We start from the raw sequence: 14,090 nt of genomic DNA on the forward strand, positions 1-14,090 counted from the left end.
GCGGCCCGCAGGCACGCCACGAAACCAGCGGCTGCTCCGCCACTACGGTCGCCGATGCGTCATCCAGAGCAAAGCCAGCAGAACGATGTTCGTTGCCGCCAACCAGTGGGGTGAGCACCGTCCCAACGGCGGTGGTACGCGGCAAGGTCGGTCATGGCCGCACGGGAGCGGTTGCGGGGAACCACTTCTCGCCCAGTCGCAGGGCCACATGAACCAGCATGATCAGCACCGGCACTTCCACCAGTGGGCCGATGATGGTCGTGAACGCGACGGGCGACGCCAACCCGAACGCCGCGATGGCGACCGCGATCGCCAGCTCGAAGTTGTTGCCGGCCGCCGTGAAGGCGATCGCGGTAGTGCGCGGATAATCGATTTCGATCAGCTTCCCCATGAAGAAGCTGACGAGGAACTGGACGATGAAATAAATCGTCAGCGGCACGGCGATCAGCAGCACGTCCATCGGCAACCGCACCACGTCGCCGCCCTTGAGACTGAACATGGCGACGATGGTGAACAGCAGCGCCGCCAGCGTGATCGGGCTAATCCTGGGCAGGAAGACGCGCTCGTACCATTCGGCACCCTTCCTGCCGATCAGGATGCGGCGGGTCAGGAAGCCGGCCAGGAATGGAATGCCCAGGTAGATCAGCACGGCCTCGGTGATGGTCCAGAAGCTGACGTCGATGACGCTACCCTGCAAGCCGAACAGCGGTGGCAGCACCGACAGGAAGAACCAGGCATAGGTCGAGAAGAACAGGATCTGGAAGATGGAATTGAACGCGACCAGGCCCGCGACATACTGGTTGTCGCCCCGCGCCAACTGATTCCAGACCAGCACCATCGCGATGCAGCGGGCCAGGCCGATCAGGATCAGGCCCGTCATGTACTCGGGATGGTCGCGCAGGAAGATCACCGCCAGCGCAAACATCAGCACCGGCCCGATCAGCCAGTTCTGCACCAGGGAGAGCAGCAGCACGCGCTTGTCGGCGAACACCCGATGCAATTCCTCGTAGCGCACCTTCGCCAGCGGCGGGTACATCATCAGGATCAGGCCGATGGCGATCGGGATGTTGGTGGTGCCGACCGACATCGCGTTCAGCGCGTCGGGCAGGCCCTTGAAGATCATGCCCAGCACCACGCCCAGCGTCATGGCGGCGAATATCCAGAGCGTAAGGTAGCGGTCCAGAAAGGACAGGCGGGATGCCGGTTGCGGCGATGCCATCAGGGTAATCTCCAAAAATTCGGTTCGGCTAGAGCCGGCGTCGTTCAACCTCGCTCACTGCTTGCCGATATCACGCACCTGGTTCTGCAAGGACATGCTGTCCAGGCTTCGCAGAGGCAGGGACAGGAACAGTTCGATACGACGCCGGAAGACACGGGCGGTGTCCGCGAAGGCCAGGTGCTTCTCGACCTCGCTGCCTTCCACTGCGGCTGGGTCCGGCACACCCCAATGGGCGCTGACGGGCTGCCCCGGCCAGACCGGGCAGGCCTCGCCAGCGGCGTTGTCGCAGACCGTGATGATGAAATCCAGCAGCGGCGCGTCGGGCAGCGTGAACTCATCCCAGCTCTTGCTGCGATATCCCGTGGTCGGCAGTTCCAGCTTCTTCAGGGTCGCCAGCGCGATCGGATGCACTTCACCCTTGGGCATGCTGCCGGCCGAATAGCCGCGGAACTTGCCTTTGCCGAAGTGGTTGAGGAGTCCTTCGGCGATGATGGAGCGCGCCGAGTTGCCTGTGCAGAGGAACAGGACGTTGTAGATTCTTTCGGTAGTCATAGGAAATTTCTCGAATCAGCAGCAGGAAGACTTGGCCTTCACGGCGATGCCGGCAGGCCGGTCACTTACTCCGGCAGGCGCACAACACGAACCCGCAGCCGGAGCAGCCGCTGGTTCCGCGCCCTCATGAAACACCGGGATGTTCCCCAGGGAGTGGAAATGCTCCCAAGCCACGCCTTGTGGATCGGTGACCCAATGCTTCTCGCTGCGCGCGTAGCAGCACGTCGTCTCGCCGTCATCGAGCAGGGCGATATCGGCCGCCTGCGCACGCGCCTTCAGGGCGGCGAGTTCTTCGGTGGAATCGGTCTGAATGCCGAGATGGTCGATGCCCGGCTTGTCGCCGCGCGTGGAGATCGCGAAGTTGACCGGCGGGTCTTCGAGCATCCACTTTGCGTAGTCGGACTCGACACGCGCCGGTTGGGCGGCGAAGAGCTGCGAGTAGAAGCCGATGCTGCGGTTCAGGTCATCGACGTTCAGGTGGACATGGAATCGCTTCATGAATACTGCTCCTTTCAACAGGACGCACAAGAGTCCGAATCGGAGACTTCGCAGGCAGAGCCCTGGCAGCAGTGCTCGGTCATGTAGCCGAGCAGGCCATTCATCTGCGCGAAATCGGCGCGATAGATCAGGTTGCGCCCCTGCTGCTCGACCGTGACCAGCCCGGCGTGGGCCAGCTCCTTCAGATGAAAGGAGAGTGTGTTGCGGGCCACTTCGAGCTGGTCGGCCAGGACGCTGGGCGTCAGGCCGGCCGGCCCCGTCACCACGAGGGCGCGGAACACGCGCAACCTCTGGGTGTGGGCCAATGCACTGAGAGCGGTAACTGCCTGATCTTCATTCATATTTCAATGATACAACGATTATCGAACTATTAGCAAGAAACCATTCCCTCTCACCGAGATGTACGCCGTCAGTGCCCTGATCGACAAAGGGGGAGCGCGCAAAAACACATTGCGGCGCGACACCCCCGCACGGCTCTTCCATGCTTGCGGCCATGTTCCGCTGATCCGTCAGCGACATGCCCAGGTAGCCACGGTCTTCGAGGCTACGACGCGGTTCCGACCACGTGACCGATCCAGTTCGCACCAGCATCCCATGCGCGAACGTTCGCCCCTCCCAGGGTGATGGATGCACAAGCAGTACCTGGATCGTTCGATCCATCAACCCGCGCGGGGGTTATGCCTCCCCGCCGGGGTGGGTGTGTCTCCGCCTTCTTGTCCCTCAAGTCTGGAGATTCACCATGACCACTTCATCCGAAAAGTCCTACTTCGACCTGCACATCACCGGCCTCGGGTATCTCAATCGCATCCGCGAAGTGAAGCCCAAGAAAGGCGATGCCTTCCTGGCCTGCGACATCGCAGCGCTCAATGGTCCCAGCGATAAGCCGGAGTACCGCCGTTTCGACGTGCGTGTATCCGGCAGCGAAGCGCAGCACCTGATCCGCCGTTGCGTCCCCGCCGTCGAGGCCGAACGCAAAGTGCTGATCGGCTTTCGTCTGGGCGATCTGTGGACCGACATCTTCACCTACAGCAAGGGGAAGCGTGTCGGCGAACAGAGCGTCAGCCTGAAGGCCCGCCTGCTCTTCGTGAGCTGGATCAAGGTCGATGGCCAGCTCGTCTACAAGGCCGAACCCAAGGCCTCCGAGGAATCGGCTCGCGACGAAGCGCCCAGCGTTTCGAGCGAACCCGCTGTCCAGGATGCACCCGCATCCGAGACGGTTTCCGACGACGAAGCAGCCGAAGTACCGGCGTTGGCCGAGTCGTTCTGAACCCACAAGGCCCCTCACCGGGGCCTTGCTTCCTTTCCATCCAACGAACCGCCGGTCTTTCCGGTCGGCGTCTCGTGACCTCATCGTAAGGAGCTGACCCATGATTACGCTTCCCGGCCAATTGGCCATCAAGACCATCCACGGCAGGAACGGCGACTTCAACGTCGGCCGCCTCGCCACCTCCATCGGCGAGTTCGTCATCAAGAACGCCGAGCTGGACCAGTACCGCGAAGGCAAGTACGAGGGCGATTTCGTCATCACCGAGATTCGTCCTTCGACGTACAACACCAGCGGCCGCATGGTCATCGAGATCCGCGCGCACCTGGGCGGAATGACCTTATCGAACATCGACCACCTGAGCCGCGATGAAGCCAACCGGCTGAGTCCGCAGGAAGTCGATCCGATCGACGAGGAAGCGCAACGGCCTGTCCCTTCCACTTCGGCACCTGCCGAAGCGAAGGCGGCAACGTCCAGCGATCCCCTGGTCGATACCACGCCGTTCGGTGCCGACGTTCCCGCTAAGCCGGCTTCCAAGCCGGTAACGCAGGACGACGACGCCACGCTGTTCGGCGCTCTCTGGCCGCTGGGCGAGATCGTCAAGCTCGATGCCACCGTCGATCGCCGCCTGTTGCGTCAGCAACGCGACCGTCTCGGTGCCTTGGGCTACGAGTTCGCGCCGCTGTCCCAGGACTGGCATATCGCCTCCGCCTGATCCATCTGTCGCTTCCCGCGACGTTCCAACCACCCGCCGGGGTATTTCCCCCGTCGGGGGAGTGCTCCGGCTTTTTTTCACAGGAGAATTCCCATGGGCTGGTATTTCTCGCGGCAAACCCGCGACCAACTGATCCGCGAACTGATCGAACCGCAGGAGGGCGAAAACGCTCGCTCGGAGGTCATCGCCCACGCCCTGCGCGGCAACGTGCTGTGGTCCGTGGCGCGCATCACCGCCAAGCAGGCGGGATTCATGAAGCTCGCTGCCGGCGATTCCATCAACGTCATCCGTTGCGACCTGCTGCAAGGCTCGGGCGGCGAATGGGGCCACAAGCCCCTGGATGAATCCATGCACCCCTACTACTACTCGTGCCCGTTGCGCTATCTCGACATGGCGCCGGTGCAATCCCCCGAGTGGCGGGAAGGTGTGCTTGCCCATCACGCACGTCGTCGCACGCCAGCGGCGGTGGCCTGAGCACGGGAGGTACACGTCATGGACCCGATCCTGGCCGCCCTCCCGGCATCGTTGCTGCGCCTCGTCGAAGAGCAGTTGTCCAACAACGAAGTTTCCTCCGACGAGGAACTGCTCGATCACTTCATCAGCGACGGTCTCACCGAGGAACAGGCACGGCAGGCGTTGACCTACCGCGACCAGTACCTCGCCAACCTCTACCTGGACGGTTTCACACCGATCCTCAAAGGGAGCGAAGCGCTTCGCTTCAACCCCTACAGCCGGCAATTCGAGCCGGACTGAACCGCAGGCCCGTGCTTCACGGGGCTGCATTCCTCTTTACCTGACCCACCCAGGCCCTGCTCCGCAGGGCTTTTTTCTTTGTCCCATGCAATCGCGCATCCGGCTTTGCGCCTCTCGATGCCGATTGCTCCAATCCTCAGAAGGAGATAGTCATGAAACTCGCATCCCGCTTTTCTTATCGTTCTCCGGTGCTGCGTTCGGATCATCCGTTGTCGGATGATCAGATCCGCACCGTCGCTCCATCCATCTTCGCGGAGACCCCGCACGAAAGCCGTTCCCAGCGCTACAGCTACATCCCGACCGCAGCCGTGTTGACGGAGCTGCGCAAGGAGGGGTTCCAACCGTTCATGGTGTGCCAGACACGTGTGCGCCACGAAGATCGCCGTGACTACACCAAGCACATGCTGCGGCTTCGCCACGAGAGCCAGATCAACGGCACCGAGGCGAACGAGATCATCCTGCTCAACTCGCACGACGGCACCAGCAGCTATCAGATGCTGGCGGGCATGTTCCGCTTCGTCTGCCAGAACGGCTTGGTGTGCGGCGACACCTTCGCCGACGTCCGCGTTCCTCACAAGGGCAACGTCACCGATCACGTCATCGAGGGCGCCTACGAAGTCTTGCAGGGTTTCGAGCAAGTGCAACACTCGCGCGATGCCATGGGTGCCATCACACTCGACTACGGTGAGGCCGAGGTCTTCGCCAGATCGGCGTTGACCCTCAAGTACGACGATCCCGGCAAGACCTTGCCGATCACGGAGAGTCAGGTTCTGCGGCCACGTCGTTTCGACGACAACCGTTCGGACCTGTGGTCCACCTTCAATCGAGTTCAGGAGAACCTCGTCAAAGGCGGCCTGACCGGCCGCACCGCAAACGGGCGCCAGCAACGCACGCGGCCCGTTCAAGGCATTGACCAGAACGTCCGGCTGAACCGGGCGCTATGGCTGCTGGCGGAAGGTCTGCGTCAGTTGAAAGCCTGACCCTCAAGCGGATCATGCCCATGACGGCATGGTCCGCTTTTTTTGTTCGGCAGACACCCCTTCGGAGCCCCCTTTGCAAACAGGGTGGCGTCGCGTGACGGTTTTTCGCTCCCGCTCACCGGCCTGTTGAAGCAGGCTACTTCCCATGTCCGTCGGCGTTGCCGACAACATGCCCAGGTAGCCAAGACCTTCAAGGCTACGGTGCGTTGCGACGCACTGGTTGTTCTCTTTGCCAAGACGCTCACGGGCGTTCCCTTCCATCCCCTTGGGGCAGTGACTGCCCTCGCGGGTGGTGCTGCCTCTGTTTTCTTCGAGGACATCACCATGCCTGCATCTACATCACCCAATGTGCTCTACCGCATCGACGAATGCCCCGACCTCATGGCCGACGGCTGCATCGGCGACGAGCACGGCAACCTCGTCTTCCTGTCCGTCTGGGCGCGCGATACCGCCGTCCAGGAGTTCCTTGCCCGTCTGACCCTCGGTCGGTCCGAGCAGGGACTGGACCAGTTCCATCTCGTCACCGATCAGGCGTCGATTCCGGTCTTCGTCGGCAATCCCGACAACCTGGAGAAGCGCACCACGCGCGCCTTCCGGCGCACGCTGTTCGGTTCCATGTCTCATCTGTGGCTGTTCGACAAGCGCTGCGTGAAGCCCGACAAGGCCAACGCCAGCGCATTGGCGCTACTGCCCAGGACAGTGACCGACCACACCGAACGCCTATGGGCGCTGGTGCGGGAGACCTGCCCCCTGCCGCTGCTCGATCACTGGCGCGATGCCGTGCTGGAGCTGCTGCAATCACGGGACATGCTGACGCGCCTTCCGTTCGCCCTCGGGCCGCTGGAGGGCCATCGGCTGGCCCTGGACGTTCCGGCGCTGACCACGGCGCTGGGCGAACTGATCCGCAACGGCACCCTTGGTGTTTCGCAGGTCGAGCTGGCCTCGGGCAAACCGCTGCGGCGGGTGGCCTGACGCTCACCACACGGGCATGTGCGTCGCGCGTGCCCCGCTTTCATCCCACTTCTTCACAGGAGATTCCCATGGCTCTCATGTTTCCGCGCCTTGCGCGCAACTTCATCAAGAACGGCTACTTCCCGACAGACGAACCCACGTTGGAAAGAGCCCTGACCGCACTGGCGCCGTCCTCTGGCCCCATGTGCATCCTCGATCCCTGCGCCGGCGAAGGCGTCGCGATCGCCGAAGCCGCTCATGCCCTCGGGCGCGAACAGGTGAAGGCATTTGCCGTCGAGTACGACGCGGAGCGCGCCACCCATGCGCGCAGACTCGTCGATCGTTGTCTGCATGGCGACCTGATGGACTCGCTGATTTCCCGCCAGTCCTTCGGACTGCTGTGGCTCAATCCGCCTTATGGCGATCTGACGCGGGGCGTCGATGGCAACATCGGCTACCAGGGTCAGGGGCGCGCACGGTTGGAGAAGCTGTTCTATCAGCGCAGTCTGCCGCTGTTGCAATACGACGGTGTGCTGGTGCTCATCATCCCGGCCTATGTACTCGATGCCGAGTTCGTCGGCTGGCTGACCCGCCACTTCGCCGATCTGCGCATCTACCGTGCGGTGGACGTGCAGTTCAAGCAGGTGGTGATCTTCGGCCGGCGCGTGCGTCAGCGCGAGCAGGTGCCGGAGGACGCCAAGACGGCGCGCAGCCTTTTGCTGCAAGTCGGGCAAGGCGACATCGAAGCCGAGGAATTGCCCTGCGAATGGCCGTTCCAGCCTTACACGGTTCCGGCGTCTCCCGTCGAACCGGAGCACTTCTATCGCGTCACGCTCGAACCCGAGCAATTCGCCGACGAGGTACAGCGCCTGCAAGGGCTGTGGCCGTCAATCGACACGCACCTGGGCGCCGCGCAGCAACTGCCACGGCCCCCGGCGCGCGCCCTGTCGCACTGGCATCTCGCCCTGGCTCTGGCCGCAGGCGCGGTTTCAGGCGTCGTGCAATCGAAGAACGGCCGCACGCTCGTCGTCAAAGGTGATACCCACAAGGAGAAGTCTCACCAGACGGAATACACCGAGCGTGACGATGGCTCCGTGGCCGAGACGCGCATCCTCACCGACAGGTTCGTGCCTGTTATCAGGGCGTGGGACATGACCCTTGGCTCTCCCACATGGGGCCAGGTACTGACCATTCGCTGATCGTTGTTCCTTGACGGTTCGCCGTCGTTTTCATCCACCCACCGGGGTCATGTCGCCCCTGTGGGGTGCCGTGGCCCCTTATTTTTGAGAGGTAATCACCATGGCACTCGCAGTTCTGTCTCAACCACGCTTTCGGGCCGGAAAATTGCTCATGACCGCAGACGTGAATGACCTTGTTCAACGGGGTGTGTTCAACCCCGGACCCTATCTCCAGCGCCATCTCGATGGCGATTGGGGCGATCTCTGCGACGACGACAGGCGGCAGAACGATGCCGCTTTGAAGTCCGGCGAGGATCGATTGTTCTCGTCCTACCAAGTCACTTCCGACCTGAAGATCTGGATCATCACCGAGTGGGATCGCAGCGTAACCACGCTGCTGTTGCCCAGCGAGTATTGATCTGTTTTCACCGCGGCGCTTGAACGTCGCGTTTCTTCCCACCCCTGGGGCATGTCATCGCCCCATCGGGGGAGGTGCATGCCCCATTTTTTTTGGAGCATCACCATGTCCCTCGATCTTGAAACTGTTCCCGATACCGCCGTGCAGGGCGACCTGCTGGAAGCGGCGGCTTCTCCACTCACGATCAGCTTGCAGGACTTCGTATCGGAGTTCGGCGATGAGCTGCTCGACTCTCTCAACCGCGCCAACCCGCCTGTCTACGCCGGACAGGCACGGGCGCATCGCCAGACCATCCTGGCCGGCCTGAAGCGGAAGTTGTTTCCCGCCCAGGCCGAAGTCGTCCATGCCGTCACCGAGCTGCTGGTCGATCGTGGCGAACGTGCCGCGATCGTCAACGGCGAGATGGGCTGCGGCAAGACGACCGTCGGCATCGCCACGGCCGCCGTGCTCAATGCCGAAGGCTACCGCCGCACCCTGGTGCTCTCGCCACCCCACCTAGTCTACAAGTGGCGGCGCGAAATTCAGGAGACGGTGGCCGGCGCCAAGGTCTGGGTGCTCAACGGCCCGGACACGCTGGTCAAGCTGCTGAAACTGCGCGAGCAGTTGGGCGTACCACCCCAGGGGCAGGAGTTCTTCGTCCTCGGCCGTGTGCGCATGCGCATGGGCTTTCACTGGAAGCCGGTGTTCGTGCGTTGGCGTACCCGTCACGGCGACGTGGGGGCGTGCCCGCATTGCGGCCATGTCATCACCGACCTGGACGGCGAGCCGATCAACCCGGTGGAACTCGAAGCGGAGGAAACCCGCCGCAAGTGCGGACACTGCGCCTCGGCGCTGTGGACGCTGATCCGTCCCCGGCGCCTGTCGGTCAACGACCAGTCGCAAGCCGTGCTCAAGGCGCTCAAGCGTATTCCCACCATCGGCGAAGTCACGGCACAGAAGCTGATGAAGAAGTTCGGCGAGTCGTTCCTGGCTTCGATGCTGGGCGACAACCTGTACGAGTTCATCAATCTCATGGACGACAACGGCGAGCTGGTGTTTTCCGACCGGCAGGCCCAGCGCATGGAACGTGCGATGGCCTCGATGGAGTTCGGCTTCGGCGAAGGTGGCTATCAGCCTTCGGAATACGTCAAACGCTACCTGCCGCAAGGCACGTTCGACCTGCTCATCGCCGACGAGGCGCACGAGTACAAGAACGCGGGTTCCGCCCAAGGGCAGGCGATGGGGGTCTTGGCCTCCAAGTCACGCAAGACGCTGCTGCTGACCGGCACCTTGATGGGCGGCTACGGCGACGACCTGTTCTACCTGCTGTTCCGCGCCCTGCCTGGGCGAATGATCGAAGACGGCTACCGGCCGAGCAAGCAAGGCAGTCTGACGCCGGCCGCGATGGCGTTCATGCGCGATCACGGCGTGCTCAAAGACATCTACTCCGAGAGCAACGGCTCGGCCCACAAGACCGCCAAGGGCAGCAAGATCACGGTGCGAACCGTGAAGGCCCCCGGCTTCGGTCCCAAGGGCGTGCTGCGCTGCGTATTGCCGTTCACGGTCTTCCTCAAGTTGAAGGACATCGGTGGCAACGTGCTGCCGCCCTACGACGAGGAGTTCCGCGAAGTGGCGATGGACGCGGAGCAGGCGCAGGCCTATGGACGCCTGGCGGGGCAACTGACCGCCGAGCTGAAGCAGGCGCTGGCGCGCCGCGACACGACGCTGCTGGGTGTGGTCCTCAACGTGCTGCTGGCCTGGCCGGACACGTGCTTTCGGTCCGAGACGGTCAAGCATCCGCGCACCCGCAACCTGCTGGCGTTCACGCCGTCGCTGTTCACCGATCTGGAGGTCATGCCGAAGGAGCGGGAGCTGATCGATATCTGCCGCGAGGAAAAAGCGGCGGGACGCAAGGTGCTGGTCTACAGCGTCTATACCGGCACGCGCGACACCACATCGCGCTTGAAGGTGCTGCTGGAGCAGGAAGGCTTCAAGGTGGCGGTACTGCGCGCGAGCGTGGATGCCTCCCGCCGGGAAGACTGGATCGCCGAGCAGTTGGATCGCGGCATCGACGTGCTCATCACCAACCCCGAACTGGTGAAAACCGGCCTGGACCTGTTGGAGTTTCCGACCATCGTGTTCATGCAGTCGGGCTACAACGTGTACTCGCTGCAGCAGGCCGCGCGCCGTTCCTGGCGTATCGGGCAGAAGCAGCCGGTCCGGGTGATCTACCTCGGCTACGCGGCCACCTCGCAGATGACTTGCCTGGGGCTGATGGCCAAGAAGATCACGGTGTCGCAGAGCACGTCGGGAGACGTGCCGGAATCAGGGTTGGACGTTCTCAATCAGGACGGCGACTCGGTGGAAGTGGCACTGGCACGGCAGTTGGTACATTGAGCATCGCTCGATTTTTGGCGGCCCCTTCGGGGGCCGTTTTCTTTTCTGTCGGGCCGGTGCGTAATCGGCCCCGCGATACCTGGCAGTCGAAAAATCGGGCGGCCCGCAGTTCCCTTTGTTCGCTGATGCGACGGCCTTCCCCTGCGAAGGTGGCATCACGAAGCCCCTGGGAGCCGCCGCATGCCATCCATTCGCCGCCCATACCCGACCGGACACGCCGCGCTTGCCGCCGGCCTGATCGCCGCCGCTCTGACCGCCGGATGCGCCACGTCATCCGTCGCGCCACCCGTCATCGAACCGAAGCCGGAAACACAAGCCCGGCCCGTGCCGGACGGCTGGATTCCCATCGTTCGGTATGGCCGCTACACGCTGGTGGAGCTGGTCCCGGAGGCCGCCCAGCAAGACCTGCTGTTGCAGGTCATCGACGTGTCGATGCCGGCAACCCTGCCCGCGACGGTCGGCGAGGCCCTGCGCTACGTGCTGCTGCGCTCCGGCTACACCCTTTGCGAAGCCGGTTCCGACGCCGCAGTGTTCCATGACCTTCCGTTGCCGGCAGCGCACCTGCGGCTTGGGCCGCTGTTTCTGCGCGACGCCCTGCTGACGTTGGCGGGGCCGGCCTGGGAGCTTCACGTCGATGATGTGGGGCGGCGGGTGTGCTTCACCCAGGAACAGGAGCCTCTGCCATGACCCTGCCTCCTGACTTCCATCCGGCATCCCGTACCCGTCTCCTGCAAGTCGCCGCAGCAACCTGGCTGCTGCTGGTCAGCGCGGCCGTCGTCGTCAATCACGTGGCCCTGTCCCGTCTGGCCGGGGATGTGCGCACCAGCGCGCCGGCCATTGAGGTCGCGCTGCTCGATAGCCGCCTCACCGAACTGGAACTGCTGACGGACAGCACCGGGCACCAGCCAGAACCGCTGACCCAGGCCAGCCTCGACGCGGTTCGCCAGGCGCTGGAGGAACGGCTCGCCCGGCTCGAACAGACGGACGCCGAACCGCCTGCCACGACCGACATCGCACACCTGGAAAGCCGCCTCGATCAGCTCGAAGCGCGCTTGAAGGAAGTCCGCCAGCCACCGCCACCCGCTGCCGCGCCGGCACGTCGCCCGCCTCCGGCCGAGGCCGCACGGCCCGCGACCGTCGAACCGCCATTCCGGCTGCTGGACATCGAACTGCGTGCGGGCGAGCGCTTCCTGTCCATCGCACCCACCGATTCCCGCTCGCTCGCGGCGGTCCGCGTGCTGCGTCTCGGCGAGACCGAGAGCGGTTGGCGGCTCGAATCCCTCGAAGGGCGGACCGCGACCTTTCTGTTCAACGGGCAGGCGCGGCGTTTGAGCGTGCCGTAGGAGGTCTTCGTGAAGCCGTGGTTCGTTCGTTTCGTTCTCGCCTTCGCCGTGGCGTCGATGGCTTCGGCGATCGCCGTCGCGCAGAACGCGCCCGCCGCCGACTCTCGCATCGTCCAGAGCCGCGACCGGACCGCCATCGACGCCGATCTCGACGAACGCCTGGCACGGGATTGGGGGCTGCAAAACGAGGAGTGGGCACGCTACCGCCAGTTGATGCAGGGGCCGCTGGGCGTGTACTCGCCCGGCCTCGATCCCTTCACGGCCCTGGGCATCGAAGCGCGCACGAACGAGGAACGCCGCCGCTACGCGGAGCTTCAGGTGCAGGCCGAGGCCCGCCGCGTCGAGAAGCTGCTGGCGTACCAGCGCGCCTATGACGATGCCTGGAAGCGGCTCCATCCCACGCTTCAGCCCGTCGTCCTGACCGATGCCGGTGCCACTCCCGCCACGTCCGGCGCCCTGGGCCGGCTGGCGGTCTTCGTCAAGGACGACTGCCCGCCCTGCGAACAGCGCGTGCGGCAATTGCAGACAGCAGGCACGGCCTTTGATCTCTACATGGTCGGCAGCCGCCAGGACGATGCGCGCATCCGGCAATGGGCGGCCAAGGCGGGCATCGAGCCGGCCAAGGTGCGCGCACGGACCATCACCCTGAATCACGACGCCGGCCGGTGGCTATCGATCGGTGTGCCGGGCGAGCTGCCGGCCGTCGTGCGCGAGGTCAACGGGCAATGGCTGCGTCAGTGAGCCTTTGCCGGGCAGGCGTCCTGTGCCTGCTCTGCCTCGCTGTCTGGACCGCGCCCGTCCTGGCGCGGGAGATTCCGCCGCCGGCCTATCAACTGGCCGCGCACGACGCCGGCATTCCCTCGGCGGTGTTGTACGCCGTGGCCTTGCAGGAAAGCGGCATCGCGCTGCGCGGGCAGCGAACTCCGTGGCCCTGGACCTTGAATGTCGCCGGCCAGGCACGGCGGTTCCAGACCCGCGAGGCCGCCTGCGCAAACCTGCGGCGCGCGCTGCGGGAGGTGCCGGCGACGCGCATCGACGTTGGTCTGGGGCAGATCAACCTCGGCTACCAGGCGCACCGTTTCGATCACCCCTGCGAACTGCTGGACCCGTACCGGAATCTCGCGGTCGCCGCCGCGATCCTGCGCGAACACCACAGGCCCGGCGATGACTGGCTGCTCGCCATCGGCCGCTATCACCGCCCCGCCGGTGGCGCACCGGCAGCCCGCTACCGCCGCAGCGTTCAAAAACATCTGGCGCGTGTGCAGGGCAGCCCGGTTCCGTCCATCGCATCGAGGAGTCATCGACCATGAACATCCGCCTGTGCGTACTGCCGCTGCTGGGTCTGCTGGCCCTCACCGCCCATGCCGCCGACCAGACCCTTGTTGTCGTCGAGGATCGGGGCGGCGCGTCCGCCTTGCCCTACTACCAGGCGCTGAACCTCCAGCCCCGAAACCCTCGCCAGGCACTACCGCCACCGCATATCGAGGTGCCGCCGCTGCCGGGGGAACGTCACGGCGAGGCCGACATGCTGCCAGTGCGCTCGACGCTGTTGACGCCGGGCACGGTGGAGCGTCGGGTGATCGAGGCGCAGGGGTTGCGCCCGCTGTTCCTCGTCGGTGATGACGAACGCTCACGCGCCTGGCTGCGTCAGCGCGTGGAAGTCTTGCACGAACTCGGCGCGGTCGGCCTCGTGGTCAACGTCGAGTCCCAGGTCGCGCTGGATGCCCTGCGACGCCTGACGCCGGAACTGATCCTGTCCCCGATCTCCGCCGACGACCTGGCCCGACGGCTTGGCATCCGCCACTACCCCGTGCTCATCACCGCCACGGGGATCGAGCAGTGA

General features: G+C 64.3%; 18 protein-coding genes. 14 read left to right on the forward strand and 4 right to left on the reverse strand.

Annotation, left to right across the window (positions count from 1 at the left end):
• Positions 1 to 151: 151 nt before the first annotated feature.
• The 4 genes from arsB to TGR7_RS14200 are packed head-to-tail and all read right to left on the reverse strand — an operon-like array spanning position 152 to position 2,610.
• Positions 152 to 1,219: an ACR3 family arsenite efflux transporter gene (gene arsB / locus TGR7_RS14185; protein WP_012639371.1), complete on the reverse strand. Its 1,068-nt coding sequence runs from the start codon at positions 1,217 to 1,219 to the stop codon at positions 152 to 154.
• Positions 1,220 to 1,273: 54 nt separating this feature from the next.
• Positions 1,274 to 1,771 (reverse strand): arsenate reductase ArsC, encoded by a 498-nt coding sequence (locus TGR7_RS14190; protein WP_012639372.1) that lies wholly within the window; start codon positions 1,769 to 1,771, stop codon positions 1,274 to 1,276.
• 15 nt (positions 1,772 to 1,786) lie between these two features.
• The gene (locus tag TGR7_RS14195; RefSeq protein ID WP_012639373.1) at positions 1,787 to 2,269 is read right to left on the reverse strand and encodes an ArsI/CadI family heavy metal resistance metalloenzyme; all 483 of its coding nucleotides are present in this window, start codon (positions 2,267 to 2,269) and stop codon (positions 1,787 to 1,789) included.
• Between the two features lie 14 nt (positions 2,270 to 2,283).
• Positions 2,284 to 2,610, reverse strand: a complete 327-nt coding sequence (locus tag TGR7_RS14200; protein ID WP_012639374.1) for an ArsR/SmtB family transcription factor — start codon at positions 2,608 to 2,610, stop codon at positions 2,284 to 2,286.
• Positions 2,611 to 3,008: 398 nt separating this feature from the next.
• On the opposite strand from TGR7_RS14200, the gene TGR7_RS14205 reads away from it, so the two are divergent.
• The 14 genes from TGR7_RS14205 to TGR7_RS14270 all read left to right on the forward strand — a co-directional run bounded on the left by TGR7_RS14205 (position 3,009) and on the right by TGR7_RS14270 (position 14,090).
• A complete protein-coding gene (locus TGR7_RS14205) occupies positions 3,009 to 3,536 on the forward strand; it encodes an STY4534 family ICE replication protein (RefSeq protein WP_012639375.1) in 528 nt (175 codons plus the stop codon).
• A gap of 100 nt (positions 3,537 to 3,636) precedes the next feature.
• Positions 3,637 to 4,248, forward strand: coding sequence for a DUF3275 family protein (locus TGR7_RS14210; RefSeq protein ID WP_012639376.1), 612 nt, complete (start codon positions 3,637 to 3,639; stop codon positions 4,246 to 4,248).
• A 93-nt stretch (positions 4,249 to 4,341) separates the two neighbouring features.
• Entirely contained in the window at positions 4,342 to 4,722 is a 381-nt protein-coding gene (locus TGR7_RS14215; RefSeq protein ID WP_012639377.1) for a hypothetical protein, read from the forward strand.
• Positions 4,723 to 4,740: 18 nt separating this feature from the next.
• Positions 4,741 to 5,001, forward strand: a complete 261-nt coding sequence (locus TGR7_RS14220) for a hypothetical protein (protein WP_012639378.1) — start codon at positions 4,741 to 4,743, stop codon at positions 4,999 to 5,001.
• Between the two features lie 152 nt (positions 5,002 to 5,153).
• The gene (locus TGR7_RS14225) at positions 5,154 to 5,981 is read left to right on the forward strand and encodes a DUF932 domain-containing protein (RefSeq protein WP_012639379.1); all 828 of its coding nucleotides are present in this window, start codon (positions 5,154 to 5,156) and stop codon (positions 5,979 to 5,981) included.
• A gap of 84 nt (positions 5,982 to 6,065) precedes the next feature.
• Positions 6,066 to 6,953 (forward strand): hypothetical protein, encoded by an 888-nt coding sequence (locus TGR7_RS14230; RefSeq protein ID WP_425358068.1) that lies wholly within the window; start codon positions 6,066 to 6,068, stop codon positions 6,951 to 6,953.
• Entirely contained in the window at positions 6,950 to 8,131 is a 1,182-nt protein-coding gene (locus TGR7_RS14235; RefSeq protein WP_425358077.1) for a DUF6094 domain-containing protein, read from the forward strand. The genes TGR7_RS14230 and TGR7_RS14235 overlap by 4 nt, the downstream gene beginning before the upstream one ends.
• 151 nt (positions 8,132 to 8,282) lie before the next feature.
• Complete coding sequence (locus TGR7_RS14240) at positions 8,283 to 8,528, forward strand: hypothetical protein (RefSeq protein ID WP_425358069.1); 246 nt, start codon at positions 8,283 to 8,285, stop codon at positions 8,526 to 8,528.
• A 105-nt stretch (positions 8,529 to 8,633) separates the two neighbouring features.
• Complete coding sequence (locus tag TGR7_RS14245; protein ID WP_012639383.1) at positions 8,634 to 10,904, forward strand: DEAD/DEAH box helicase family protein; 2,271 nt, start codon at positions 8,634 to 8,636, stop codon at positions 10,902 to 10,904.
• A gap of 180 nt (positions 10,905 to 11,084) precedes the next feature.
• A complete protein-coding gene (gene pilL2 / locus TGR7_RS14250) occupies positions 11,085 to 11,591 on the forward strand; it encodes a PFGI-1 class ICE element type IV pilus protein PilL2 (protein WP_012639384.1) in 507 nt (168 codons plus the stop codon).
• A complete protein-coding gene (locus tag TGR7_RS14255; RefSeq protein ID WP_008733889.1) occupies positions 11,588 to 12,247 on the forward strand; it encodes a hypothetical protein in 660 nt (219 codons plus the stop codon). Before pilL2 ends, TGR7_RS14255 begins: the two co-directional genes overlap by 4 nt.
• Before the next feature lie 9 nt (positions 12,248 to 12,256).
• Positions 12,257 to 12,988 carry a TIGR03759 family integrating conjugative element protein gene (locus tag TGR7_RS14260; RefSeq protein ID WP_012639385.1) on the forward strand — a complete coding sequence of 244 codons (732 nt, stop codon included), beginning with the start codon at positions 12,257 to 12,259 and terminating at the stop codon, positions 12,986 to 12,988.
• Entirely contained in the window at positions 12,973 to 13,557 is a 585-nt protein-coding gene (locus tag TGR7_RS14265) for a transglycosylase SLT domain-containing protein (RefSeq protein ID WP_008733887.1), read from the forward strand. Before TGR7_RS14260 ends, TGR7_RS14265 begins: the two co-directional genes overlap by 16 nt.
• The gene (locus TGR7_RS14270; protein ID WP_008733886.1) at positions 13,554 to 14,090 is read left to right on the forward strand and encodes an integrating conjugative element protein; all 537 of its coding nucleotides are present in this window, start codon (positions 13,554 to 13,556) and stop codon (positions 14,088 to 14,090) included. Before TGR7_RS14265 ends, TGR7_RS14270 begins: the two co-directional genes overlap by 4 nt.

Origin of the sequence: Thioalkalivibrio sulfidiphilus HL-EbGr7, assembly GCF_000021985.1 — a bacterium.
GTDB classification, from domain to species: domain Bacteria; phylum Pseudomonadota; class Gammaproteobacteria; order Ectothiorhodospirales; family Ectothiorhodospiraceae; genus Thioalkalivibrio_A; species Thioalkalivibrio_A sulfidiphilus.

Coding starts and splice junctions, on each gene's coding strand:
- TGR7_RS14200 (WP_012639374.1), bottom strand. CDS start 2,610: ATGAATGAAGATCAGGCAGTTACCGCTCTCAGTGCATTGGCCCACACC.
- TGR7_RS14270 (WP_008733886.1), top strand. CDS start 13,554: ATGAACATCCGCCTGTGCGTACTGCCGCTGCTGGGTCTGCTGGCCCTC.
- pilL2 (WP_012639384.1), top strand. CDS start 11,085: ATGCCATCCATTCGCCGCCCATACCCGACCGGACACGCCGCGCTTGCC.
- TGR7_RS14210 (WP_012639376.1), top strand. CDS start 3,637: ATGATTACGCTTCCCGGCCAATTGGCCATCAAGACCATCCACGGCAGG.
- TGR7_RS14240 (WP_425358069.1), top strand. CDS start 8,283: ATGACCGCAGACGTGAATGACCTTGTTCAACGGGGTGTGTTCAACCCC.
- arsB (WP_012639371.1), bottom strand. CDS start 1,219: ATGGCATCGCCGCAACCGGCATCCCGCCTGTCCTTTCTGGACCGCTAC.
- TGR7_RS14225 (WP_012639379.1), top strand. CDS start 5,154: ATGAAACTCGCATCCCGCTTTTCTTATCGTTCTCCGGTGCTGCGTTCG.
- TGR7_RS14255 (WP_008733889.1), top strand. CDS start 11,588: ATGACCCTGCCTCCTGACTTCCATCCGGCATCCCGTACCCGTCTCCTG.
- TGR7_RS14190 (WP_012639372.1), bottom strand. CDS start 1,771: ATGACTACCGAAAGAATCTACAACGTCCTGTTCCTCTGCACAGGCAAC.
- TGR7_RS14220 (WP_012639378.1), top strand. CDS start 4,741: ATGGACCCGATCCTGGCCGCCCTCCCGGCATCGTTGCTGCGCCTCGTC.
- TGR7_RS14205 (WP_012639375.1), top strand. CDS start 3,009: ATGACCACTTCATCCGAAAAGTCCTACTTCGACCTGCACATCACCGGC.
- TGR7_RS14215 (WP_012639377.1), top strand. CDS start 4,342: ATGGGCTGGTATTTCTCGCGGCAAACCCGCGACCAACTGATCCGCGAA.
- TGR7_RS14265 (WP_008733887.1), top strand. CDS start 12,973: ATGGCTGCGTCAGTGAGCCTTTGCCGGGCAGGCGTCCTGTGCCTGCTC.
- TGR7_RS14245 (WP_012639383.1), top strand. CDS start 8,634: ATGTCCCTCGATCTTGAAACTGTTCCCGATACCGCCGTGCAGGGCGAC.
- TGR7_RS14195 (WP_012639373.1), bottom strand. CDS start 2,269: ATGAAGCGATTCCATGTCCACCTGAACGTCGATGACCTGAACCGCAGC.